The organism is Mycolicibacterium sp. HS_4_1 (assembly GCF_054515875.1).
In genome coordinates this window covers 779,954-802,811 of sequence record NZ_CM137261.1, presented here as the reverse complement: position 1 = coordinate 802,811, position 22,858 = coordinate 779,954, and the positions used below count along the sequence as shown (strand labels likewise).

The 22,858-nt window shown below is 64.6% G+C and carries 23 protein-coding genes and 1 pseudogene; 12 read left to right on the top strand and 12 right to left on the bottom strand.

From position 1 onward, the window contains the following. A pseudogene (locus ACX12F_RS03795) lies at positions 1-153 on the top strand (Rieske 2Fe-2S domain-containing protein); the annotation flags it as partial. A gap of 14 nt (positions 154-167) precedes the next feature. On the opposite strand, the gene ACX12F_RS03790 reads toward ACX12F_RS03795, so the two are convergent. Further along, positions 168-518: a MerR family transcriptional regulator gene (locus ACX12F_RS03790; RefSeq protein WP_459368322.1), complete on the bottom strand. Its 351-nt coding sequence runs from the start codon at positions 516-518 to the stop codon at positions 168-170. Between the two features lie 571 nt (positions 519-1,089). Here ACX12F_RS03790 and ACX12F_RS03785 point away from each other — a divergent pair. Beyond that, on the top strand, positions 1,090-1,302 hold the full coding sequence (locus tag ACX12F_RS03785) for a hypothetical protein (RefSeq protein ID WP_459368321.1): 213 nt from the start codon (positions 1,090-1,092) through the stop codon (positions 1,300-1,302). Positions 1,303-1,771: 469 nt separating this feature from the next. Continuing rightward, complete coding sequence (locus ACX12F_RS03780; protein WP_459368320.1) at positions 1,772-2,392, top strand: hypothetical protein; 621 nt, start codon at positions 1,772-1,774, stop codon at positions 2,390-2,392. 179 nt (positions 2,393-2,571) lie between these two features. Here ACX12F_RS03780 and ACX12F_RS03775 read toward each other — a convergent pair whose 3' ends face one another. Next, positions 2,572-4,503, bottom strand: coding sequence for a heavy metal translocating P-type ATPase (locus tag ACX12F_RS03775; protein WP_459368319.1), 1,932 nt, complete (start codon positions 4,501-4,503; stop codon positions 2,572-2,574). 83 nt (positions 4,504-4,586) lie between these two features. On the opposite strand from ACX12F_RS03775, the gene ACX12F_RS03770 reads away from it, so the two are divergent. Further along, entirely contained in the window at positions 4,587-4,949 is a 363-nt protein-coding gene (locus ACX12F_RS03770; protein ID WP_459368318.1) for an ArsR/SmtB family transcription factor, read from the top strand. Between the two features lie 156 nt (positions 4,950-5,105). Here the strand turns inward: ACX12F_RS03770 and ACX12F_RS03765 are convergent, their stop codons facing one another. Further along, positions 5,106-5,621 (bottom strand): class I SAM-dependent methyltransferase, encoded by a 516-nt coding sequence (locus tag ACX12F_RS03765; RefSeq protein WP_459368317.1) that lies wholly within the window; start codon positions 5,619-5,621, stop codon positions 5,106-5,108. On the opposite strand from ACX12F_RS03765, the gene ACX12F_RS03760 reads away from it, so the two are divergent. Both ACX12F_RS03760 and ACX12F_RS03755 read left to right on the top strand, forming a co-directional pair. Further along, entirely contained in the window at positions 5,610-6,032 is a 423-nt protein-coding gene (locus tag ACX12F_RS03760; protein ID WP_459368316.1) for a TetR/AcrR family transcriptional regulator, read from the top strand. The two genes, ACX12F_RS03765 and ACX12F_RS03760, sit on opposite strands and share 12 nt — an antisense overlap. 21 nt (positions 6,033-6,053) lie before the next feature. Beyond that, positions 6,054-6,485 carry an ester cyclase gene (locus ACX12F_RS03755; RefSeq protein ID WP_459368315.1) on the top strand — a complete coding sequence of 144 codons (432 nt, stop codon included), beginning with the start codon at positions 6,054-6,056 and terminating at the stop codon, positions 6,483-6,485. Here the strand turns inward: ACX12F_RS03755 and ACX12F_RS03750 are convergent. Then, positions 6,482-7,549 (bottom strand): cation diffusion facilitator family transporter, encoded by a 1,068-nt coding sequence (locus ACX12F_RS03750; RefSeq protein WP_459368314.1) that lies wholly within the window; start codon positions 7,547-7,549, stop codon positions 6,482-6,484. The genes ACX12F_RS03755 and ACX12F_RS03750 overlap by 4 nt on opposite strands. Next, a complete protein-coding gene (locus tag ACX12F_RS03745) occupies positions 7,546-7,941 on the bottom strand; it encodes an ArsR/SmtB family transcription factor (RefSeq protein ID WP_459368313.1) in 396 nt (131 codons plus the stop codon). The genes ACX12F_RS03750 and ACX12F_RS03745 overlap by 4 nt, the downstream gene beginning before the upstream one ends. A gap of 313 nt (positions 7,942-8,254) precedes the next feature. Here ACX12F_RS03745 and ACX12F_RS03740 point away from each other — a divergent pair, with 313 nt between their 5' ends. Continuing rightward, the gene (locus tag ACX12F_RS03740) at positions 8,255-8,650 is read left to right on the top strand and encodes a heme-binding protein (RefSeq protein ID WP_459368312.1); all 396 of its coding nucleotides are present in this window, start codon (positions 8,255-8,257) and stop codon (positions 8,648-8,650) included. After that, positions 8,647-8,952, top strand: a complete 306-nt coding sequence (locus ACX12F_RS03735) for a hypothetical protein (RefSeq protein ID WP_459368311.1) — start codon at positions 8,647-8,649, stop codon at positions 8,950-8,952. The genes ACX12F_RS03740 and ACX12F_RS03735 overlap by 4 nt, the downstream gene beginning before the upstream one ends. Before the next feature lie 27 nt (positions 8,953-8,979). Here ACX12F_RS03735 and ACX12F_RS03730 read toward each other — a convergent pair whose 3' ends face one another. Beyond that, positions 8,980-9,753 carry a hypothetical protein gene (locus tag ACX12F_RS03730; protein WP_459368310.1) on the bottom strand — a complete coding sequence of 258 codons (774 nt, stop codon included), beginning with the start codon at positions 9,751-9,753 and terminating at the stop codon, positions 8,980-8,982. Positions 9,754-9,962: 209 nt separating this feature from the next. After that, positions 9,963-10,742: an alpha/beta fold hydrolase gene (locus tag ACX12F_RS03725; protein ID WP_459368309.1), complete on the bottom strand. Its 780-nt coding sequence runs from the start codon at positions 10,740-10,742 to the stop codon at positions 9,963-9,965. A 90-nt stretch (positions 10,743-10,832) separates the two neighbouring features. Between ACX12F_RS03725 and ACX12F_RS03720 the strand changes: the two genes are divergently transcribed. Together ACX12F_RS03720 and ACX12F_RS03715 are read left to right on the top strand one after the other, a co-directional pair. After that, positions 10,833-12,587 carry a GNAT family N-acetyltransferase gene (locus tag ACX12F_RS03720; RefSeq protein WP_459368308.1) on the top strand — a complete coding sequence of 585 codons (1,755 nt, stop codon included), beginning with the start codon at positions 10,833-10,835 and terminating at the stop codon, positions 12,585-12,587. A gap of 215 nt (positions 12,588-12,802) precedes the next feature. After that, positions 12,803-13,708, top strand: coding sequence for a universal stress protein (locus ACX12F_RS03715; RefSeq protein ID WP_459368307.1), 906 nt, complete (start codon positions 12,803-12,805; stop codon positions 13,706-13,708). A gap of 236 nt (positions 13,709-13,944) precedes the next feature. Here ACX12F_RS03715 and ACX12F_RS03710 read toward each other — a convergent pair whose 3' ends face one another. The 3 genes from ACX12F_RS03710 to ACX12F_RS03700 form a co-directional block, all read right to left on the bottom strand. Continuing rightward, a complete protein-coding gene (locus tag ACX12F_RS03710; protein WP_459368306.1) occupies positions 13,945-14,121 on the bottom strand; it encodes a hypothetical protein in 177 nt (58 codons plus the stop codon). 11 nt (positions 14,122-14,132) lie between these two features. Beyond that, positions 14,133-15,587, bottom strand: coding sequence for an NAD(P)/FAD-dependent oxidoreductase (locus tag ACX12F_RS03705; RefSeq protein ID WP_459368305.1), 1,455 nt, complete (start codon positions 15,585-15,587; stop codon positions 14,133-14,135). Between the two features lie 577 nt (positions 15,588-16,164). Next, entirely contained in the window at positions 16,165-17,247 is a 1,083-nt protein-coding gene (locus ACX12F_RS03700) for a hypothetical protein (RefSeq protein ID WP_165682365.1), read from the bottom strand. A gap of 163 nt (positions 17,248-17,410) precedes the next feature. Here ACX12F_RS03700 and ACX12F_RS03695 point away from each other — a divergent pair, with 163 nt between their 5' ends. Together ACX12F_RS03695 and ACX12F_RS03690 are read left to right on the top strand one after the other, a co-directional pair. Beyond that, the gene (locus ACX12F_RS03695; RefSeq protein ID WP_165682366.1) at positions 17,411-18,127 is read left to right on the top strand and encodes a Fe(II)-2OG oxygenase family protein; all 717 of its coding nucleotides are present in this window, start codon (positions 17,411-17,413) and stop codon (positions 18,125-18,127) included. Positions 18,128-18,171: 44 nt separating this feature from the next. Beyond that, on the top strand, positions 18,172-19,029 hold the full coding sequence (locus ACX12F_RS03690; RefSeq protein ID WP_459368304.1) for a hypothetical protein: 858 nt from the start codon (positions 18,172-18,174) through the stop codon (positions 19,027-19,029). Positions 19,030-19,301: 272 nt separating this feature from the next. On the opposite strand, the gene ACX12F_RS03685 is transcribed toward ACX12F_RS03690, so the two are convergent. Both ACX12F_RS03685 and ACX12F_RS03680 read right to left on the bottom strand, forming a co-directional pair. Beyond that, on the bottom strand, positions 19,302-20,534 hold the full coding sequence (locus tag ACX12F_RS03685) for an SIR2 family NAD-dependent protein deacylase (RefSeq protein WP_165682368.1): 1,233 nt from the start codon (positions 20,532-20,534) through the stop codon (positions 19,302-19,304). 3 nt (positions 20,535-20,537) lie between these two features. Further along, entirely contained in the window at positions 20,538-22,613 is a 2,076-nt protein-coding gene (locus ACX12F_RS03680) for a S8 family serine peptidase (RefSeq protein WP_240919539.1), read from the bottom strand. Between the last annotated feature and the right edge of the window lie 245 nt (positions 22,614-22,858).

The following is a 22,858-nucleotide window of genomic DNA, read 5'->3' as shown; positions in this document are numbered from 1 at the left end:
GCAGTCTGCCCCCACTGGGGCGCCATGATGAGATGGAACGACGCCGACCGGGCCTGGGAATGCCCGCCGCACGGTTCGCGGTTCGCCGCCGACGGGCGACTACTGGAGGGACCCACCACCCGCGGCCTCTCGCCGGTCTCCGACGCACGCTGAGCCCGTAATCGGTGTCAGTCCGCCGTCACTTCGAACGGCGGCCGGCGGCCGGCGGCCTTGCGCAGCGCGCTGTTGTCGTCCTCCAATTCGAGGATCCTGGTGATGCCGGCGATGTTCACTCCCGAGGCGACCAAGGCGACGATCCGCCCGATGCGGGCCACGTCGTCAGCGCTGTAGCGGCGGGTGCCACCGTCGGTGCGCGCCGGCGCGAGGAGTCCGTGGCGTTCCCACAGCCGGAGTGATTGTGTTGGCGCACCGGATAGTTCCGCGGCCACCGTGATCCCGTACACCGCATGATCGGATGCCGGACCGGCCGCAGCGGCTCCTTGGCTCGGCGGCAGCAGCCGGCGATCAGCATCGTTCACAAGGTTTCCTGTTCCACTACTTGCTTCCAATCATGCACTGGCGCTATATAAAAATCTATGTGGTTTGGCACAGATAAGCTAGACCGAATCGCGCAGGTGATAAGCAAAAGGATACGTGAGGTGATCGCCATGCCGATGCACACTGATCCGCTCCGTCACCTTGGCCGTCACGCTCAACCCGGTCTCGGCAGTACCTGACCGGCCGACTGCCCTCCTCGACCATCGGTCGTTCAGGAATCGCCGGGGAACGGGGATGTCAGCCGGCGGTCAACGCTATCGGTGGCGAGGCCGCGTTGCGCTCAGTCGGGTTCGGGCACGTCAAACGCTATCTGCTCGGTAGCCACCCTCGCCACCAATCGCCGGCTAGGCGGCCCCGATGCGGGCCACCCGGGGAAATTGATGCCCCTTTGTTCCTAACGGACAACGATTTGGGCCAGACCGGCAAAAGATTGTCTCGGCGGTACCTGGGTCACACTGCGCTCGCGCCGTACCGTTCTTGCATCAGCTTCCCGTTGAGAAACACCAAATATCAACGGAACAAACACATTTCACCAACCTCAGGAGCCCTTCCATGTTCGAGGTCAACTTCATAGTCGACGCCATCGTCCTCTACGCCATCGGTCTGTGGCCGCTGCTGCTGGTCGTCGCCGCCGCCGGCGTCCGGTGGTTCAACGCCCGCCGCAGCGCCGCCGCTGCCGCTGCCGCTGTCCACTCGTTGCCGCAAGTCACAGCCGGTATGGCGCCCGCCCGCAAGCGCACCTTGGCCTACGCCGCCGGCCAGTAACAATTGCCGTTTCAGCCATTCGCGAGTCGCACCCACATCCCCAGATAGACAGGCAGCGCTCCGCTGGGGAGCACTCCGAAATGGCTGGCGACGGAACCGTGAGTTTGCCACACCCTTGGCCCACCGGCCTCCGAGACCGACAGCGACGAACGCCGGTGGGACCCCCTTCGCGCGTTCCTGCGCAACAGCTCGAGCCACGAATCCAGGGCCGACCCGCTTCACCTGCACGTCAAACCCGGTGAAGTACGGCGTACAGCGCGCCGGCGGGCGCCGCGGCCGGCCCGTCGATGAGGACCGCATCCACGTGGAAGTCGCGCTGCTGCTTTGCCATTGGTTTGACAGCGCCGCGCTCGCTCCTTAACGCAATCTGTGGATTCCGGCAAAGTCCGTACGCCATCGGGGGCGACAAGGGACGCTGTTGAAAGAACCAGCAGCGCCACCGGGCGCTGCCGTAACCGAGGAGCGATTGGTGTACGCACGCTCAACCACGTTTCAAGCCGAACCGGCATCGATCGATGCCGGTATTGCGTACATGCACGACACCGTGCTGCCCGCCCTCGAAGAGCTGGGGGCGGCAGGAATGTCGCTGATGGTGGACCGGCGCCTCGGACGCTGCATCGCCACCAGCGCGTGGGAGTCCGAAGCGGTGATGCACTTGACGGCGCACGCCGCGCGGCCGCTCGGGGAACGGGCAGCGGAGCTGCTCCACGGCACCCGGAGGGAGGTCAACGAGTGGGAGGTCACGGCACTGCACCGCGATCACCGCGCACCCAAGGGCGCGTGTCTGCGGGTTGCCTGGCTCTCGGTCGAACCACACCAGGCTGACCTGCTCACCGACTTCTACCGGACGCTGGTACTGCCGGACCTGGAGAAACTCGAGGGGTTCTGCAGCGCCAGCCTCCTGCTCGACAAGCCCTCCGGACGCGCCGTGTCATCCGTGACGTTCGACAACGCCACGGCGTTGGACAACAACCGTGAACAGGCCAGTGCGCTGCGCACCGAGAAGCTCGCCCAGCTGGGCGGCAGCCTGGTCGATATTTGTGAGTTCGAGCTGGCGATCGCTCATCTGCGAGTGCCCGAACTGGTCTGATCGACCACGCGCCGGACCGGTTGCTGGGACTCGGCGTGTCGGCTCTTCCTGCGGCACTTGCGATCTTGGAGCTGTCAGCTCATGCTGACGTTGTCACCACATGCTGACATTGTCACCCGACACTGACAGCTCCCAGCGCGAACCACTGCTCACAACTCCTTCGCGTTGCCGGCAGAGCGTCACCCGGCGGGTACACCCCACGCGCCACGCCGCAGCAGTCGCAGGCCGTTGAGCCCGACGATGATCGTCGAACCCTCGTGGCCAGCCACGCCCAAGGGCAAGGGCAGCGTTCCGGCCAGGTCCCAGACCACCAGTACCGCGATGAATGTCGCCGCGATGGCCAGGTTGGCCATCACCACGCGGCGGGCCCGGCGAGACAGCGCGATGACCGCCGGGATGGCACGCAACTCATCGCCGATGACGACGGCGTCGGCGGTCTGCAACGTCAGGTCGGCGCCCGCGCCGCCGATCGCGATACCAGAATTCGCGGCCGCCAGTGCGGGCGCGTCGTTGATGCCGTCACCGACCATGGCCAGCCGGCTGCCGTCGGCCTGCAGGTCCCGGACCGCGTCAACCTTGTCGTGTGGCAGCAGTCCGGCGCGCACCTCGGCGATGCCGACGGCGTCAGCCAATTGTCTTGCGACAGAGTGATTGTCGCCGGTGAGCAGCACCGGCTGCCGGCCAGTCACGGTCGTGACAGTCGCGACCGCCATCGCGGCGTCAGGGCGCAGTTGGTCGGTCAATCCGAGGACAGCGACAGTGCGACCGTCGACGCTCACGACCACCGCGGTGTGGCCACGCTGTTCGACTGCTGCTGCCGCAGCGCCATCCGCAGCGGCCGCGGGAGAAGTCACGCTGATCACCCGGCCGTCAATGGTGGCCCGGACCCCGCGGCCGGGTGCTGCCACGAAGTCGGTGGCGCGCGGCAGCGCCAGGCCGCGTGCCTGCGCCGCACGGACGATGGCCGCACCCACCGGGTGCTCGCTGGGATGCTCCGCCGCCGCCGCCAGCATCAGCACGCGTTCCTCGGTGAAATCACCTGCCAGGACGTGGATTTGTGCGAGTTCCGGGGTGCCACGCGTCAGCGTTCCGGTCTTGTCGAAGGCCACCCGGGTCGTCGCGCCGAGTTGTTCCATCACCACCGCCGACTTGACCAGCACGCCGTGACGTCCGGCATTGGCGATCGCCGCCAACAGCGGCGGCATCGTGGCCAGCACCACCGCGCACGGGGACGCGACGATCATGAAGGTCATGGCGCGCAGCAACGCCTCCCGCACCGAGTCGCCCGCGAGCAGAGGGACTACGAAGACCGCGAGGGTGACGGCGACCATGCCGATCGAGTAGCGCTGCTCGACCTTCTCGATGAACAACTGGGTACGCGCCTTCGTCTGTGCTGCCTCTTCGACCAGCGCCGCGATACGTGCGGCCACCGATTCGGCAGCCCGGCGGTCCACCCGGATCCGCAAGGCCCCCGTGCCGTTGAGGGTTCCGGCGAACACCTCGTCGCCAACGCCCTTGTCGACCGGCAGCGGTTCGCCCGTGATGGTCGCCTGGTCGACCTCACTGGCGCCATCGATCACCGTGGCATCGGCGGAGATCCGCTCCCCGGGCCGCACCAGCACCACGTCGCCGATGGCCAACTCCGCGGCAGGCACCACCTGCTCGCCGCCGCCCGTCTCTCGCGTCGCGGTGTCGGGGGCGAGGTCCAGCAGACCTCGGACCGAATCCTCGGTACGTGCGGTCGCCAGCGCTTCGAGGGCACCAGAGGTCGCGAAGATGACGATCAGGAGAGCGCCGTCGGTGACCTGACCGATGGACGCCGCACCGATGGCGGCGACGACCATCAGCAGGTCGACATCGAGGGTCTTTTCCCGCAGGGCCTGCAATCCGGCCAGTGCCGGTTCCCAGCCGCCGGTCACGTAGCAGGCCAGATCCAACACCCACCACACCCACACCGGCCCGCCGGCCAGCTGCACCAGCAGCCCGACTAAGAAAATTGCCAAAGCCGCTGCAGCCCAGCACATCTCGGGCAGGCTGAACCAACCCCGGCGCAACCGGTTCACCGCCACGCCGGCCGCCGCGGGCCGGTCGGCCTGAGTCACCGTCGCCACGACGCACCTCGCAAAAACATGCAACCAACGTTATCAGAACAAATGAATATGTCTTCATGTGTGCGTCTTAGTACACTGGAACGATGGGACATGGTGTCGAGGGGCGTGATCGCCCGACCGGGCGTCTCGACGCCGACGCCGCAGCTCAGGTGGCCACCACGTTGCAGGCGCTCGCCACCCCGAGCCGGTTGATGATCCTCACCGAGCTGCGCCAAGGCGCCTGCTCCGTCACCGACCTCGCCGACTCGATCGGACTGGAACAGTCCCTCGTCTCCCACCAGCTCCGACTGCTGCGCAACCTCGGGCTCGTGACCGGCACTCGCAGTGGCCGCAGCATCGTCTACAGCCTGTACGACAATCACGTCGCGCAACTGTTGGATGAGGCCGTCTACCACAGCGAGCACCTGCGACTCGGGCTGGCGGACCGTGCGGGCGACGCCGGCTGACCTGCTGACGTTGGCAATCGCCGGTGTTCTGGCACTGAGCGGATGCGCCGGCAGCCCGCCGGGGCCGCAGCATCTCCCCTGGCAGCGGCTCGGAACCGCTGATTTGACCGGCGGCACACCACAACTGTGGGAGTTCAAGCCGGACAGCTGAAAGTGTCAAGCGGGCTTGATCGCGGTGAGGATGCGCGTCGCAGGCCGAATCAATGCTGTCCCGACCTGCTGGAAACCGTTGTCTGTCAACATATCCCGATATCGGCGGATGCCGATGGATTCTGGATCCATATGCTTGCTGAGGAGCCGGGTCAACAGCCCGTGCAGACCCACGTTCGCCAGATCCGCCAGCAGCAGGGACCCGCCCGGTCGCAGCACCCGCCACATCTCGGCGATGGCTGCGTCCCGGTCGCCTTCCGGGATGTGGTGCATCGCGAAGGTGCACGTGACCACGTCGAACGAGCGGTCCGGCAGGTCAAGTGCTTGCGCGACACCGTGTTCGAACCGGCAGTTCGATCGGCGCGAGTGCGCGCGGACATACTCGACCATCGCCGGCGCGGCGTCCACGCCGAGGACCTCGCCGCCCGGGCCCACGAGCTCGGCCAGAGCCGCCACCAATGCCCCTCGGACGCACCCGCGCCACTTTGGCACCGTGCGCTGATCGAGCTGATGATCGAGCATGGCTACGACCGGGTGACCGTGCAGGATGTCCTCGACCGCGCCGATGTGGGGCGCTCGACGTTCTATGCCCACTACCGCAGCAAGGACGACCTGCTGGTGGTCAGCGGCACCGAATACCTGCGGGCAGCGATAGCCGAGCGGAACTCCGATTCGGTGCGCACACTCTTCGACCTCGCCGAAGGCCACCCCGAGGTGTACCGCACCTTGCTCGGCCCGAAGAGCAGCGCGGTCGTGATCCGCGGGGCCCGCCAAATGGTGGCCGACATCCTCTCCGACCAACAGATGGACGAACCGGATGCCACCTTCCTATCGTGGGGGCTGGTCGGGTTGCTCGGGGCGGTCGCCGAGGGGCGCATCAGTGCCGATGCCGGCTACGCCGTCGTCCAACCGTCCTTGCGACGGTCGACGTAATCAGCGAGGCGAGGAGAACGCGTGTCCACGACACCCACGAGCACCAACGTCGCGACCTTCGAACGATTCCACTGCAGCTGCAACAGCGGTGACATCGACGACATCGTGAGCACCATCGATGAGATCTTCCTGCCCGACGCCGTCGTCCATTCGCCGCTGGCCGCGGGTTCCGGCACCGAAACGATGAAGCAGATATGGCGCCTGCTGCTGCGGGCATTCCCGGACATCCACGTCATCGTCGAGGACACCATCGTCGATCATGACAAGATCGCCTCGCGCCAGACGGTGACCGGGACGCACCGCGGCGAGTACCGCGGCCTGGCACCTACAGGGAAAGCCGTGGTGTACGAAGAGATATTCGTCATCCGGTTCGCCGACGGGCAGATCGCCGAGGTCTGGGGTGTGGTCGACACCTTGACCCAACTGCGCCAGCTCGGTGCGATTCGCCTCTAGCGCGCGGGATACGCGTGAATCAGTGCCGTCGTGAGCTTCGGCACTGCGTGGACCAGGTGATGTTCGGCGTCGTGGGCGATCTGGTGGGCCTGCGCCAGGCTGAGCTCCGGATCGAGGTCGAGTTCGACGTCAGCATGCAGGCGGTGGCCCATCCAGCGCATCCGCACGCTGTGCACCGAGCGCACCCCCGGTTCGGCCGCCAGGGACCGCTCGGCGGTATCCACGAGTGCCGGGTCGACGCCATCGAGCAAGCGGCGGAACACATCTCGCACCGCGGTGCGCAGCACGGCCAGGATCGCGACCGTGATGATCAACCCGACGATCGGGTCGGCCAGCGGATATCCCAGCGCCACGCCGGCGGCGCCGAATAGCACCGCCAGTGAGGTGAACCCGTCGGTACGCGCATGGATGCCGTCCGCGACCAGCGCCGCCGAACCGATCTGACGACCCACGCGGATGCGGTAGACCGCCACGGTCTCGTTTCCGAGGAAGCCGACGAGCCCGGCCAGTGCCACCCAACCCACGTGATCGATGACGTGTGGGTGGAACAATCGCTGCACCGCCTCGTAGCCGGCGATGATCGCTGACAGCGTGATCATGCCAATCACGAACAGCCCCGCGACGTCTTCCACCCGGCCGAAGCCATACGTGTAGCGGCGGGTTGCGGCCTTGGTACCCAAGGCAAATGCGATCCACAGCGGCACCGCGGTCAGGGCATCGGAGAAGTTGTGAATCGTATCGGCCGCGAGCGCGACCGACCCCGATATCACCACGATGACGATCTGCAGCAGCGCGGTGAGTCCCAGCACCAGCAGGCTGATCTTCACGGCCCGGATGCCCGCCGCGCTCGATTCGAGTGCACTGTCCACGCTGTCCGCCGCGTCGTGCGAGTGCGGCGCGAAGATCCCCTTCACCGTGCCCCAGATGCCGTGGGAGTGCCCGTGCCCGTCGTCGTGGTCATGGTCATGGTCATGGTCATGACCATGGTCGTGCGCATGACCGTGGTCGTGCGCATGACCGTGGTCGTGCGTATGTCCCTGACCGCGATGGTGCGGCCCGCTCACTGTCGGCGGACCTTTCGCGTACCCGCATCCAGATTCCGGACATCGGGATCCTGCCGGTGGTGGGCCGGGACACCGGGTCCGGCATGCTCGGCATTGTGGACGGCATCCACCACCAATTGGCGGACGTGCTCGTTCTCCAGGCTGTAGAAGATCGACGTCCCGGAACGGCGCGTCTGCACCAGGCGGGCCATCCGGAGCTTCGCAAGATGCTGTGACACCGACGGGGCCGGCTTGGCGACCCGCTCGGCCAGTTCGTTGACCGACAGCTCGGAATCGCTCAACGCCCACAGAAGATGGACGCGCGTCGGGTCGGCGAGCATCCGGAACACTTCGACCACCAGCCGCACCTGGTCGTCGGCGAGGGGCGCCGGCACCTCGTTACCTGCATTCATACGCAGATAATAGACCTTACGCGCAGCCTCCACGCACGAAGTGGTGGTCAGCCCCGCGGTCGGCCAGATCGAAAACGTCGACGGCATGCGAAAACGGCTTCGGCGGCACTATTCGGTGCCACCGCGAGCTTCCCTTGCCATGACCGATCGTGAACACCTACCCGGCGAGTCACCAGAACGCAATTCAGCAACCGCGTGCGGATGTAACCCGCACTGCTGCAGAAAATGTCGGCAGGGTCAATCTGCCTGCTACAGTCCGGCTGTGTCTGGTGGTCAACCGGCGCGAATTGGCACTGCGGAGAGGATTACGGCAATGGTGTTCACCAAATCGGTCGCCCAGCGGGCGGTCGTGGCTGCTGCAGGAGCCGCAATGGCCGTAATGGCCGCGATGTCCATAGCCCTGCCGATGTCGGGTCAGGCGCTGGCCGACGCGCCGAAGGCACCCAACTGCACTCCCGCGGACCTGGCCGGTGTCGCTGCGGGCGTCGCCGCAGCGGCCTCCGCCTACCTGTTCACCCACCCGGACGTCAACGACTTCTACGCCAGCCTGCAGGGCAAGCCGCGCGATGAGGTGGCCAAAGACGTGCGCGCCTTCTTCGACGCAAACCCGCAAGCGCACGACGAACTTCGGGGAATCCGTCAGCCCATGACCGATTTCCGGGAACGCTGCGGCCTGGCACAGCCCGACGCGCCGCTGCTGGGCGAATGATGTCTACCGCACCGTTACGCCCCCATCGTCGGCTGATCGCCGCCGCGCTGGCCACAGCAGCTGTACCCGGGTTGCTCGCCATCATCCCCGCAGGCACCGCGAGTGCCGACGTCTGCTTCGGCGCCGGACGCCGCATCACGGTCAGCGGATGCACCGACTTCGGCGCCGTCGCTCCGTACGTGCCGCCGCCGGCGTACTACGCACCGCTACCCGAGGACATGCCGCCGCCTCCCCCGCCGCCGCCCGTCCAGGGCTGCGTGGGCTGGAACGGGCGCTGGGTCAGCGCCAACACCTGCCGCTAAATTCCAGCGAGCCGCGGACCACGGCGGTCAGTACGCCCTTGCGGCGGCCGGCTGGTCCGCGGCGTCACCGCGCCCGCGCCACGCCCAGTGCAGGCGCCTCGCTGCCGCCAATACCCCGCCGGGCGCGTGCGGCTGACCGTAGTGAATGAGCAACGTGACTCGCCGCTGCCCTGAGGCGATCGGCATGTTGGCATGCAGGCTGCGGTAGCCCCAAAACAAGTACACGTCACCGACATTCATGTCGACCACGGTCGGGCCGCCGGGGCGGCCGAGGCTTTCCAAGATCCGCTGCCGGAACGACGCACTCTGGTGGACGATCTTCTCGACGATGTTCACTATCACCGAACGACGGAACGGCCGCTTGTTGAAGTAGCCGACCAGCTCACCCGACTGGCCCGGTCCTGCGTCGGGGATGAACAGCGGGACAACCATGGTCACCACGCTGGCGTCGTAGTGGAACCACCAGGCATCACCGTCGGCATGCGGCCCGGCCACGATACGCACGGCAGTCCCGGCCAGTTCATGAGCACGGTCCGGGAACCGCTGGCGGACGATACTGTCGAGAAATTCACGAACTGAGTCGCTGCCCATGAACGCGTGAATCGACTGAAGGTGTCCTTCCTGCGGCGACAGGACGAAATGGTCGCGCTCACCGAACGCGGCCAGCCAGCGATCGATTTCGGCCCGAGAATCAATCACCCAGTCCCATTGGACTGCGTTTGCTACCCGTGCGACACCCGTCGCGTCGAGTTGGCGCACGATATCGACGGGATCGCACGCGTTCATGTCAAATTCACACATTTCGACGGAAGTGTAGACAATCAGAGAACGTCATTACCACGATTGCTGCGATTTGACATTTGCTCCGACATGGTCATGGAATTCGGCGCCGCGAACGAGCGATTCTGCAATTACGTAAATACTCGGAGATATCCGCACATCACATCTCGTCACCACAGTTCGGGGCGGGGCTCACCGCCTTTGTGGTCTATCAGCGTCGCCCCGGCTACCTAGCCACGACGGGCGACGTCGTCGCTGAGAATCTTGGGCCAGGTCTGGACATCACCCGGGGTGTGGGCAACGGTGAGCGTCGACTGGGGCAGCAGTGCGGCCAGCGACTCCGCGGTCGACAACGGGTGCGCGACGTCCCCGACCCAAGCCAGAATCGTGGTCGGCACATCGATGCGGGTGAGGGCCTCAGGGGCCGGCAGATCACTGAGAGCGGCACCACGAAACAGCGACGGCAGCAGCGCATCGGCGACATCGGGAACCGTTTCGGGCGCCCCGACCGTGGCGGGGGGCGGACTCACGCCGCGCGTCGAAGCGATGAATGCCCCGACGCCCTCAGTTTCGATAAGCTCCGCCGCAGCAGCATAATTCGCGGCCTGTGCCGCCCGGGTCTCCCATGCGGTGGCCGGCACCATCAGCGTGAGACCGGCGAAGCGGTCCGGCTCACGGGCAGCAGCGTGCAGCAGCGTGCCGGTTCCCATGGACGGCCCGACTCCGTGCACCCGTTCGCCTGGAAACCATTGGTCGAGCAGTCGCAGTAGATCCTCGGCGAGGTTCTCCCACCGGTAGTCTTCCGGGACCTTTCGGCCCGTCGACTTGCCGTGACCGCGGGCGTCGTAGCGCAACAACCGCGTCCCGCTGAGTCCTCTACCCAGGTCGAGGTTGAGCACTCGGTCACGCGCGCGACTGGACGTCAGCCCGTGCAACTGAACCACCGGATGACCACCTTCGTCGCTGAGCTCAACCGCAAGCTCTGCTCCGGGGACCACGAAAGTGGGCATCACGCAACTCTTTTCATGACCGGCCACCTCACCGCGGAGCCGACCGCGCTGACCGAGCATTCAGGCTATCCGGAGCGCTAGGGTACCGCCATGCGACTCACCAACGTGGCGCACCTGCGGCTGCCGTTCGGACGACTCTGGGGCTACGACGTGTCGTCGTCTGGCCTCGGTCGGCAGCTTCCGGTGTCCTTTGACCAGCACATACACGTTGGTGCAGGCGACCGGCCCGGCTCTTGGATGGCCCTGTCCATTCGGTTACCTGCAAGCGTCAGCCGCGAATCGCTGGCGGACGCGTGGCTGGCGGTGATCGCGCGCCACGGCACCCTACGAACGGCTTTCACACCTGGCCCGGACGGCGACCCGCAGCTGTATGAGATCAACGTCGGCCCTGGCAGCTGGGTCGAGCATCAGATCGCTCCGGGACAGGCGGTCAACGACGCCCTGCAGGCTGTACTCAACGCGACGTGTTCCCCCTTTCAGCGGCCCTCGCACCGGTTGTGTGTTTTGGAGACTGCCGCAGGATTGACGGTGGTCATCGCTGCCGACCATGCCCACGTCGACATGTGGTCGATGCTGGTGATCGCGCGGGACCTGCTGGCGGCGCTCGCCGGCCGTCCGTTCGCTTCCGCCTCGGTCCCGGCGTTCGTCGAGCACACACAGGCACTGCTGGACCGTCCTACTGCGCCGGAACCTGTACGCGCACGGTGGGCACACATCATCAGCGAAAGCGGCGGGGTGATGCCGCGATTTCCGCTGCCGTTGGGTAACTCTGGAACCCATCCGGAGCGCGTCGAAGTGCGCGATGTGTTCGATGTCGACGACGGCGCCGCGTTCTCCGTGCAGGCCCGCAACGACGGCGTCTCGACGCTCGCCCTCGCGGTGGTTGCCATGACTGCCGTCACCCGCGAGTTGGCGGATGCACCGCTGCGGGCCGTCTTCCCGGTACACAGTCGATTCGAAGACACTTGGCACGACTCGGTGGGCTGGTTCATCACCAATTCTGTCCTCGAGTCAGCGATTGCCGAGCCGGGGGCCGCAGCCGAGGCAGTCAGGGAAGCGGTGCAACTCGGCTCATGGCCACTGGCCGAGATACTGGCGCCCTGGGGCGGAATGCCCATGGCGCCAGGCATGTTCGCGATTTCCTGGCTGGATCTGCGCCGCCTCCCCGTGCGCATCGACGCGGTCGGACTCGACGCTCAATATGTGGGTGCCACCATCGACACCGACGGCGTCATGCTCTGGTTCATCCAAAACGAGTCCGGCCTGCATCTGCGCTGTCGCTATCCCGATACCCCCGAGGCGCGGACGAATGTCGGGGCCTGGCTCGACCTGCTGGTGGCGCGCCTGCAGGCGCTGGCGCAATCCTCGGTGCGCGGTCTGCTCCGGGTCGCCGATCGCACATTTCGCATTCAGCGAGCGGCCCGCGAAGACGTGGCGGCGATTGCCGCACTGCTGTCCGACGACGAATTCGGCGAGGATCGTGAAGGCGCCGAGCTGGAGCGGTACGAGGCTGCCTATGACGTCGTGGTGCGCGATCGTTCGAACTACTTGGGGGTGGTCCGGGACAGTTCCGGCGTGATCGTCGCAACCGTGCAGTTGACGGTCATCCCCGGGCTCTCCCGCGGTGGCTCCACCCGGCTGCAGATCGAGGGACTCCGGGTGGCCGGCGCCGAACGCGGACGCGGTCTGGGAACCGCAGTCGTCGAGTGGGCACACAACTACGGACGGGCTCACGGAGCTCAACTCGCGCAGGTGACCACCGACGAGGCACGAGAACGGGCTCGAGCGTTCTACGACCGGCTCGGCTACCGCGCCGCCCACGTCGGGCTGAAACGGACCATCTGAGTCCGGTACCGACGGCATCGATGGATCGATCGATACGACGAACACGGCGCGATCGCGAGCCCGATTTCGGAACGCCCGAGCCGGCTCGACCCGGGCCCGGGCCTGATGACCCCTAATGCGGTGACGAAGGCCCCGTGACCGGGATGTACTCGCGCTCCTACCGTCCTGAGTGGCAGTGACTTTCGGGCGACGACGAGTGGAAGCGAGAAGCGAAAATGCCGGACGGGTCGACGCATCGGGGAATTCTGGTCGCAGTCGACGGGTCGGACCGTTCTACGGCGGCTGTGCGGTGGGCGGCGCGTGAGGCCGCGATGCGCAATGTCGCGCTCACGATCGTGCACGGAATGTCGGTCCCGCTGCAGGGCTGGTCGGATTGGCCGCAGACACCGACCGATACCCCCGCGGATACCCCCGCGGACCTCGGTCCATGGCGGGACGAACAGGGCCAGCAGATCCTTGAAGAAGCGCGGCGTGTCGCCTGTGAAGCCGCCAAAGACTGTGATGTGGTGCAGATCACGACCGAAGTGTTGCTGTCCCCGCTCGTGCCCGCGCTGATCGATCTGAGTAACGAGGCGCAGATGATCGCGGTCGGCTGCCGAGGACGCGGGCCACTGCAGCGCGTATTGCTCGGATCGGTCAGTACCGCGCTGGTGCATCACGCTCACTGCCCGGTCGCGGTGATCCACGATGAAGCAGCTCCGGGACCGCAGGCACCGGTTGTAGTGGGGATCGACGGCTCGCCGGCCTCGGAGCTGGCCACCGGCATCGCCTTTGATGAAGCCTCATGGCGCGGAGTTGAACTAGTGGCGGTGCACGCCTGGTGGGATGCCGACGTGTCCGAGCTCCCCACTGCGCAGTGGTCAGTTATCGGGTCTGCGGCCGAGGAAGAGTTGGCCGAGCGCCTCGCCGGGTGGCAGGAGCGCTACCCCGATGTGCGGGTGCGCCGTGTGGTGGTCGTGGATCAGCCCGCCCACCAACTTCTGGCTGAAGCCGAGCAGGCCCAACTGGTCGTCGTGGGTAGCCGAGGCCGAGGTGGATTCGCCGGAATGTTGCTCGGGTCGGTCGGCACCGCGGTGGTTCACGCGGCCCGGGTGCCGGTCATCGTCGCGCGGCAGCGCTAACCTTCCGCTGCTACCAGCAGTCCGTCCTTTGTTGCCGCGCCTATGGGCGGCGCCTCGGCATCGCAACGGATGGGTGGTCAGCTATGTGGACTCGCGCATCGACCCATCATGGCAACCAACCGGCTCAGCGGACGAACTCGGCCAGATCGGGTGGGGTAGATGCGGGGCCCTTCATAGACGTCAACTGGCGTGCGTAGGGCGGTCGATGGGAGCTGATAGTGACGACGGCTCCGTGGTTAGTGATTTCCGCTGGCGATGATCCTGATCATTTTGAGGTTGATGCGGACGAACCGCCAGAATTGGACGGCCAGGTTTTGACGCATCCGCATTGTCGCGCGCGTGGGCAGCGGGGCTTCGGCGATGCGCTCGGCCGTCCGGAGGTTCACCTCCGAGTCGCTGTTGTTGTCATACATGGCAACGCCTTTCACTCCGGGATCAACCACCACAGCGGTCTGGCCTTGGCCTTGTAGATGAACAGGTAGTGCAGCAGCAGCTTGATCCAGTGACCAGCCAGGCCCAGCTCACCGGACGTGCCGGCGATGTCGCGGCCGGTCTCCGGATATGTCGAGCGGTCGGGCACCACCGGGTACATCGTCATCGCGGCGGCTGAGCCCTTGCGCAGGCCGGTGCCGGCCGACGCGACGCACGCCGCGCCCATGGTGGCCATGGAGGCGCGGTGGGCGGCGGCGCCGGGGTGCTTGATGCGGTCGCGGATGGTCTCGGCCACTGTTTTTGCCATGACGCCCGACGGCATGCCTGTTCTCGGCGGGCTGGGGGTAATGACCGTTCCGGTGACACTGGTGCGCGGCTGGGAGATCGGGTGCGGCGGCGCGAAGGCGATGCCTGGGGCGAAGATGTTCGGGTAGGCGCTCGACTCGTAGGTGTGCGGCCAATCTGCGGCGGACCACTGGTCATACGGCTTTCCCGAGTAGTCGGCGTCGACCTTGAGGAAGCCCGACGGCGCGAACAGGGTGGACGTGATGTCGTTGCCGTTCTTGTCATAGGCGGTGAGGCTGGCGCCCTTGAACGGCGGCAGCAGCATCGCGAAGTCGAAGTCCAGTTCGTGCTCCGTGCCGTCGAGCTGCTCATACCGCAGCTTGCCGTCCATGACCTCGTGCACCGCGGCTTGGGTGATGGCCCTGACGCCGCGCTCGCGGAACAGCGACTCGGTCCATAGCCGGCTGGACTGGACGAAGCCTTTGTCGACGAAGGTCATGCCGTTGACGCCGAAGTCGCCCAGCTCGTATTCGTTGGTGAGGTAGACGATGTCGGCGAGGTCACGCACGCCGGCGGCGCGCAGCACGTGCTCGACGTTGAAGGCGTATTCGAATGCGGCGCCCTCGCAGGTGCAGGTGCCGTGACCGACACCGATGACAAGGCGCTGTTTCTCGCCGGCCTTGAGCTTGGCGATGACCTCGCCCAGCGCTCTGGCCGCTTCGACAGCGTGGTCGGCGGTGCATACCGAATACGAGTGTCCGTCGGGACCGAGCCCGGGTGTGGCCGCGAAGTTCAGCTGGGGGCCGGTGGCATTGATGAGGTAGTCGTAGGTGAGGGTGGCGCTCTGGCCCCGGCGCTGTTCGTCGGTGTAGGTGAAGTCCACCGACGGCGACGAGTTATCCGCGGTCCCCTCCGGGCGGATTGCGGTGGCCAACCCTTGGTGGAAGATGATCCCCTTACGCTTGTAAATCGGCGCGAGCGGAATCAGGACCTTCTTGGCGTCCATCCGGCCGACGCCGACCCAGATGTTCGATGGGATCCAGTTCCAGTCGGCGTTGGGGGAGATTACGACGACCTCGTGCGTGTCGGGTAGCCAGCGGCGCAGATGCAGGGCCGCTGTGTGTCCTGCGATGCCGGCGCCGAGGATGACGACTCGTGCCATTGGCGCTCCTTGGTCAGACCAGGCCGGCGGGTAGTCCTCGTGGGCTGCGTCGGTGTCTGGAACTCATCTGCCGTGCAATGGATTCGGCTTGCGGACCCACCAGATTCTCGATCACTATCCCGCCAGTGCAGCCGCATGATTAGGGCCGAAAGTCCCCGCACCGGCAGGCCCAACGGAACGACCTTTCGTCGAGGTGGCATACCGGAGGCGCCGGACAACACGGTGAGACGATCGGTTTAGTCTGGGCCGCAACGTAATTGCCGATTCATGCACAAAACGCAAGAGCAACTCGAAGCCGCCTGAGCGCCCGAAATTGGACAGGCCTACCTACAGACCAGCCGCTTGACCCTCACGGGACGTGATCGCCACGCTCGCATCACAGACACCTCAACGCGAGCCCAAATACCGCCATCAGCAGTTCGCCGTCTAGCATGAGGCGTCCCTGTGGGTTTTCGACACCTATTTCGATAGGTTCCCCGCCCCCGGGGACCTGTAGAAAACCCCGAGAGCCCTGGATAACCTGGTTGACGTTTTGGCGCGCGGAACGCGGCAAGCCCGATTTCGGAACGCGCCGGGTCTATCCCGCTGCGGGGACCGCCGGTTGCCGGTCAAGCCAGTCGGCCATCTCCAACGGCGTGCGTGGCAGAACCGTGCCGAAGACGTTCAGTTCGCGACTAGACCTGACCGCATGCATCGCCTGCTTGTCCGAGTAGACGGCATCGCAGTACGCCACCGCGACGGCCAATGCGTCGATGTCGTGTACGTCATTGGAGGTCCAGTTCTTGGACGCATTTTTGAAGTAGTGGGTCTTCATCGCGATCGCCACGCGGGTCGAGGGCATGCCGTCGGTGAACCGATGAGCAATCTCCGGTGTGGGCAGGACCTCATCGGGTGCGCGCCCGGACTCTGCAAGCTGGCCAGCGATGATCTCCTTGAGCTCGACGCCGACTTCGTTGACTGTGACGATCGAGCGCAGCTTGTCCATCGGATAGCCGGGGTCTGCGTCGATCGCTGCGGCCTGCGCAATCTCTCGATTGGCGCGGCTGTCGAGAATCGACCGCCAGTTCCCGGCGGGATGCCCAGTGTCGCCGCCGTTGAGGAAGAACAGTTGAGCCTCACGCTGCAGGACAGCCAGGAACTGATCGAGGGTCTGCTGGCCAGCGTTCTCGCGGATCCTGTCGGCGGCCGCGGCCCCTTCGCCCTCGAGTGACACTGACGTCACAAGGCCGAACGGGTAGCCAGCGCCGAAGCCGAGCAAGTCCAGCGGCTTGAGGTCGAAGATCTGCGGGCCGACCAGCTCGGCGAGCGAGCCTTCGACCTCGAACTGCTGAATGAGAGGCCTGCCCAGCATGTAGGTGAAGTTCGACAGCTCACCCATGACATCGGCGATATCGGCGCGCTGCCGAGGATCCTTGATCGCGGTGACCTCCATCAGGTGTGTTGCCGACAGAACGAACACTGCGCGGCCATCGGCCGCGGCCCGACGTGCACTGGTCAGAAGCTCCCTGTTGCCGTCCGGCGCCACCTTGCTAAGGACGACTTTGGCCATATTGATGTAGTGGTTGAGATCGAGGTAGACCAGGGCCGGCAGCCTGCTAGGCAGATTCAGCCGCGGCGGCCACACGACATCCTCGAGGATCGTGAATGCACTGTTGGTCATGGTCACCTCTCCGCCACCGCTTCGCATGTCCGACCGCCTCATGGTCTAACTGCCAGATGAGGCAGCGCAATGTGTTTTCTGAACTCGGACGACAAATCTGGGCCCACAATTTGGTACCGTCTCGAAAGGCTATGTGGTTCAGTCCATTTCACTGGAGCAAAGGGTGAAGGCGTTGGAGGAAATCGCCGCGCACGTGCGGGCATCGGTGCATGTCGCATTGTCGAAGGCCAGACGGGCCGGTTGGCATGTCGTCCGCGGTGACCTCATGGAGCTCGCAGACGGGCTGCGGCAGGCCACCGAATGCGGACGGGAGCCATACGCTCGCATCGTGCGCGCGCGGTCCTCCGACGATGACGTGCAGGTACTTCGTCCGCGGACCGAGCAGCAAGCGCCCGCCCGCTCGCTGAGCGGGCAGTTTGGTTCTGGAGCGTTCCCGTTCCACACCGACGGCGCACATCTGGACATGCCGCCGGATTTCGTGTTGTTGGCCGCCAAAAGTACGGGAGCTCGGGACGTGCCGACGCATCTGCTGCGGTTTCCGGTACCTCACCCTTCACTGGAGATCAACGAGGACATGCGATTGGGAGTGTTTCGCGTGGACGCGGGCACCAACGGGTTCTATCGGGTCGGCCAGTTTGCCGATGGGTTGTCACAGGACTGTGTCCGATTCGATCCCGGCTGCATGAGTCCCGTCGATCCGCGGTCGCGCCGCCTTGCTCATGCAATATCGTCGAGTTCGCCTGATTACTCGCACATCTGGCGCGACCCCAGGGAGATACTCATCGTCGACAACCACCACGTCCTGCATGCGCGCGACGATGCGAGCGCGGCCCAGGACCGAGAGCTCCATCGACTGCTGTTGTCGGGCGTGGGTGTCTGATGGCGGACAGGTCTTTCGACTACGAGCCGATCTGGCTCAAGGCGGTGGCGTTCACCAACCGAGCCCTCAACCTCACCGATGATTTCGAGGAGCGGGCATTCTGGGCGGCATGCGCGCTCGAACTGCTCGGCAAAGCAGCGCTGACTAAGGTCAACCCAGCCTTGATTGCCGATATCACCCCCGACGCGCAGTCGCTACTCATTGCCACCGGATTGCATGAGGACGCATCGCATTTTGTGTCGGTACAGGCCAAGACGGTATTCATGCGATGTCAGTCGCTGTCGAAAGGATTCGACCTTGTCAGGGCGAAGCGGATTGCGGGCAACCGCAATGGCTATCTACATTCCGGGGCGCCATTTTGTACCGGAATCCCCGCTGAACGCTGGTGGGAGGAGTACTGGCCGTTAGTGAGCATCTTGCTCGCCGAACAGGGCAAGGAACTTGCCGACCTGGTCGGCGCCGACCGCGAAGACGAAATCAACACCATCCTGGCGCGGTCACGGCAACACGCAGAGCAGCGGGCCCAAGCGCTCATCGATCGCGCGAAGCTGATGTACCAGCGGCTGCAACGCGATGAACTCACCGAGGCAGACCTCGCCGCTATCCGGTCCCGCGCCAGCGGCCACTTCGACTATATTTCCGGGCACACGTGCCCGGCCTGCGGCAACGAGGGCACACTTCGCGGCGGCACTACCCTGGAATCCGAGGACGTATACGACTACGACGAGAACGACAACTACATCTACACCGTTCGGGAAATAGCGACCGACGAATTCGGATGCCGATCGTGCGGTCTACTGCTGCGGGGCCCCGAAGCCGTGAGCTACGCCGACTTGCCGTCGTCGTTCGAGTTTCGCGAGGAAGGCCCCGACGAGTTCGAACCCGAATACGGCAACGACTGAACCCACACCGCCCGCGCACTGGCCAGCGGTCAGAGGATTTGTTGTGGTGCAACGTATTAAAGATTCACGACGAGATGCGTGCGTCGATGGCGTGAACAGTTTTGATGGCATCGTGGCCCAGTTCGGGGTCGTGGGCATAGTGGTGACGCAGCAGATCTGCAGTGTCTGCGTTGACCACGCCCTGAGCTCACGGTTCCGTTCGTCGATTCCAGCCATTCCGGCAGCTTCATCCATGCTCGTACCCGCGCCCCACTGCCAGCCCACGACGACGATCAGTGTTGCGGTGGGTTGTCCAGTAGGACCGCGAGTCGCCGGCCAACGCCGAGTGCCGCGTCTGCCTCGGCTTGCGTCAGCTCCGATGCGGCAGCCGCCCTGACCACGAATTCTGCTTCGTCGGCGAACAAATTCTGGAAGCGGATGTATACATCGCGGACTGCGGGATCGACGACTTCGCCTTCAGCGTCAACCCGCGGGTCGTAGGTGTCGGCGGCAACAGCTTTCACTGTAGCGAAGCGGGCAGCCATCTCGGACAGGTTGTTTCGCGAATCCTGGTTCGCGAGCGGGGTGACGATGGGAATGGTTGGGCCGGTCGGTGAGGTGCGAGGCGCAGGTCGCGATACGTCAGAATCGTCGACGGCACGAAATGGGTCACTGGACAGGATGGAGGCCAGGAACTCTGGCAGGTCCGAGTGGTTGGAACCAAACGGCACTACGGTGATGTGTTCTTCGGGGCGATGTTCGGTCTCGGCCGCCTGAACGTCATCATTGCGCACGAGGCGGTAATGCGAGTATTCGCTATTCGGATAGGTGCGCAGCCAGTTCCGAAGCGCGGTGAAGTTGGGATCGCGCAGACCGGCACCGAAGCCGCAGAAGAGAACTGTCTTGCCCCACACCAACATTCGAAGAAATTCAGCGGAATGCTGATCATTGAGCACGTCCGCGTAAGAGGACGCACCGAACACAACTGATATCGGGTCACGCCAATAGCCGTGTAGGTGGATGATCGCATGATCGTCGCGATGAAACACGCGCTGGATTGTCGTGTTGTCGCGCCAGGTGACAGTCGGCCATCCTGTCGCATCTGACGCGATGTCGTCGTAATTCGTCGTTGCGATAAGTGATCCACGCTCTGCGTAGCGCCGAATGACATCAGTAAGAGCGGTATCTTCGATATGAAGTGAACCGACGGCTTCCCGCAGCCATTTGCCGTAGTCCGCACCCAGGCGCCCGCCCAACCCGCTGGTTGCTTTCTCGGCTGCAGCTATAAGGTCGTCATCGTATGGACTGTTGACATCGGCTTTGGCGCGCTCGGCCCATGTTTTGTCACGATGGCCAAGTTCGACACATCGGTCGATGGCATGGTTCACCAGACCCGTCCACGAGCTCAGGGGGTGGCGGTTGGTCGCGGCCGCCGAGATGCCTGCGCCGAGGATGAGGACCAGTTGGTTTTTCGACAGCGCAGTACGCATCGCGTTGACTGCTGAAGCGACTCGGTTGTCGTTCATCGGCTACTCACCAGCTTCAATGTCAGTTCCCACTTCGGGCTCGATCGTGATGACATGCGGCCGTAGCGTTGGAAATTGGGCTAGCACCGCCTGGTACAGATCGGTTCCGCGCGGACATTCGAGGGTGACGAGCATGGTCCACCTAAGCGGTGCAGTACCGCTTGTCATCGTCGCGCGCTCGCGCGAGTAGTGTGCCAACTCGATCTGGGGTTGCACCGGCGCCGCGTCTTGAACCTTGTGATCGATGACTTGCACCGATTCCCATTTACCGCTGGCTCGTCTGCTGGCTTCGGTTTTTGATCGAACTTTCCAGCTACGTGTCATCGGCGTACCCGCCGGCTCCCAACCTTCGGCCCTCAGTTGGGCGACCTTCTCTGCGTCGCGAGTCAGGCTGAGCTCTTTGGTTTTCCCTGCGGGTGAGGTGAATTTGTAGACCGTGTTGTCGGGGCGGAAGGCGACCTCCAATCCTGCACCGACATAGTCACCGGCGTCAGTGGCGTTGACTTCCGATGTAGACACAAGCGTGATCCGTATATCGACCGGCGCAGGCATCCCCTCGGGCATCGGGAGGGCAAGAACGTCGACTTCGCCACGGACTGTTTGGCCTTCGTACAGGACGTGCACGATGTGTGATTCGTTGTAGTCGATCTCGGGGTAGTCCGACGGCAGGTGGCCATATCCGACATGGTCGTGCTCCTGACCTCTGGAGGTCTCCGCGAAATGAACAGCGCAGCACCGCAACACCGTCGAGGTCCGGTAGTCCAACCCCAAACGGCTAGCGGCCCTGGCCAATCCGTGCACGACCAGTGGTGCCGCACAACTTGTTCCCTTGAACTGCAGCGGGGTTCCGTCGTTGTCCACGGCCACAAACGGCTCCGCCTCCGACCCGCCAAACGCGATGCCGGTAGGCAGAATTTGTGCTGCAGTGCGACCTGGACCTTTGGCGCTATAGGAAGCTCCAGTGTTACCGGCCGGGCTGCCGGTCGCTCCGACGGTGATGCCGTTGACCGTGTCGGCTGGGACAAGAACCCGATTCAGGCCAGTGACTGCGTCCAGATCGCCATTGTTCCCCGCAGCGACGACAAACAGCACATCGTGCTCAAACGACAGTTGGTCGATGGTGGATGTCCAGCGGTCAATATGGTCATCGGTCACAATCAAATCAGGACCGATGCACACGAGTACCACATCGAATTCATTGTTGCGCACCACATCTGCGATGGTGTCCAGCAGCCAGTACATCTGCAGGTCGTGCTCGCGGCCAGCCTGCGGGATCGCCGCATAATGAGTGATGTCCACGTTGGCCGGCGGTGGCAAAACCTGGCCGGTGAGGTGACCGTAGAGCATCGCACTGGTCACCAAGGCGCCGTGAGCTCTGCTGGCCACAGTCGGTGTTGGCGTACCGATTTCACATCCAACGACCCTGCCCTGCCAGATATCACTGTCGTCTTCAACGCCGCCGTCGAAGACGGCCACCTTTAGTGGCGGTACACCCGTACTCGCAGCTGGACCCGCCCGTTGGAACTCCAGCGGCAGATGATCCATGGGGATCGGCGTCGGTAACTGTCGCAACTGTGGCATTGGTTGGCACAGCCGTACCGAGTTGTGGTTCAGGATTTCTCGCAAGCCCTCACTACCGACCCTGGCCGGGATGAATGTTGCTGTGTCGCTGTTCCTAATCCACGCGTCCTCGATCGTTCCGCCCGATGCAGAAACCAAGGCTCTGACGCTTTCGACAATGGCCTCACCGGCCGGCGAGGGCGCGCCGGTATTGTCAGGTTGTCCGTGCAGCACAATCTCGACGAGCACCTGTTCTTGATCATCGGTCGGCTCCTGATCACGTTGCGCACCATGAGCGACACTGATGGTGTTGACAGCCTGTATGCCGTCTTGAATTTTTCCCGATGCCGTAGCCGAGTCCAGCGCGATCTGCTGCAGCGTCTGCAGACCGTTATCAGGGGTGGCAACATACACCGTTCGTTCGTTGTTGCGGACCGCAGAGCCTACGTGCACAAATCCACATTGCTTGAAGAGTTGCTTCGGATACCACGAGGCTGCCAGCGCATACTCGTGCAGCACGATCTCCAAGATGGGCCGCCCACCGATATACCGACCGTCGATGGACGTCAAAACCTCTGCGGCAGAAGCTGCTTGGGATACTACTCGTGCAGCGGCATCGGCAAGGGATACAGGCCATTCCTTCCCACCACCCGATGAGGGGGGACTGACGTCGAGCTTGAGGGTCTCGCCCCTCACAAGAAGTGGCCTGTTAGCCGCTGGATCGAACTGCGGATTGCCGAAGTCGCCACCCACGCTGGAGGTCA

Coding starts and splice junctions, on each gene's coding strand:
- ACX12F_RS03785 (WP_459368321.1), top strand. CDS start 1,090: ATGTTCGAGGTCAACTTCATAGTCGACGCCATCGTCCTCTACGCCATC.
- ACX12F_RS03770 (WP_459368318.1), top strand. CDS start 4,587: ATGGGACATGGTGTCGAGGGGCGTGATCGCCCGACCGGGCGTCTCGAC.
- ACX12F_RS03760 (WP_459368316.1), top strand. CDS start 5,610: ATGATCGAGCATGGCTACGACCGGGTGACCGTGCAGGATGTCCTCGAC.
- ACX12F_RS03765 (WP_459368317.1), bottom strand. CDS start 5,621: ATGCTCGATCATCAGCTCGATCAGCGCACGGTGCCAAAGTGGCGCGGG.
- ACX12F_RS03745 (WP_459368313.1), bottom strand. CDS start 7,941: ATGAATGCAGGTAACGAGGTGCCGGCGCCCCTCGCCGACGACCAGGTG.
- ACX12F_RS03740 (WP_459368312.1), top strand. CDS start 8,255: ATGGTGTTCACCAAATCGGTCGCCCAGCGGGCGGTCGTGGCTGCTGCA.
- ACX12F_RS03735 (WP_459368311.1), top strand. CDS start 8,647: ATGATGTCTACCGCACCGTTACGCCCCCATCGTCGGCTGATCGCCGCC.
- ACX12F_RS03730 (WP_459368310.1), bottom strand. CDS start 9,753: ATGTGTGAATTTGACATGAACGCGTGCGATCCCGTCGATATCGTGCGC.
- ACX12F_RS03725 (WP_459368309.1), bottom strand. CDS start 10,742: ATGCCCACTTTCGTGGTCCCCGGAGCAGAGCTTGCGGTTGAGCTCAGC.
- ACX12F_RS03720 (WP_459368308.1), top strand. CDS start 10,833: ATGCGACTCACCAACGTGGCGCACCTGCGGCTGCCGTTCGGACGACTC.
- ACX12F_RS03715 (WP_459368307.1), top strand. CDS start 12,803: ATGCCGGACGGGTCGACGCATCGGGGAATTCTGGTCGCAGTCGACGGG.
- ACX12F_RS03710 (WP_459368306.1), bottom strand. CDS start 14,121: ATGTATGACAACAACAGCGACTCGGAGGTGAACCTCCGGACGGCCGAG.
- ACX12F_RS03705 (WP_459368305.1), bottom strand. CDS start 15,587: ATGGCACGAGTCGTCATCCTCGGCGCCGGCATCGCAGGACACACAGCG.
- ACX12F_RS03700 (WP_165682365.1), bottom strand. CDS start 17,247: ATGACCAACAGTGCATTCACGATCCTCGAGGATGTCGTGTGGCCGCCG.
- ACX12F_RS03685 (WP_165682368.1), bottom strand. CDS start 20,534: ATGAACGACAACCGAGTCGCTTCAGCAGTCAACGCGATGCGTACTGCG.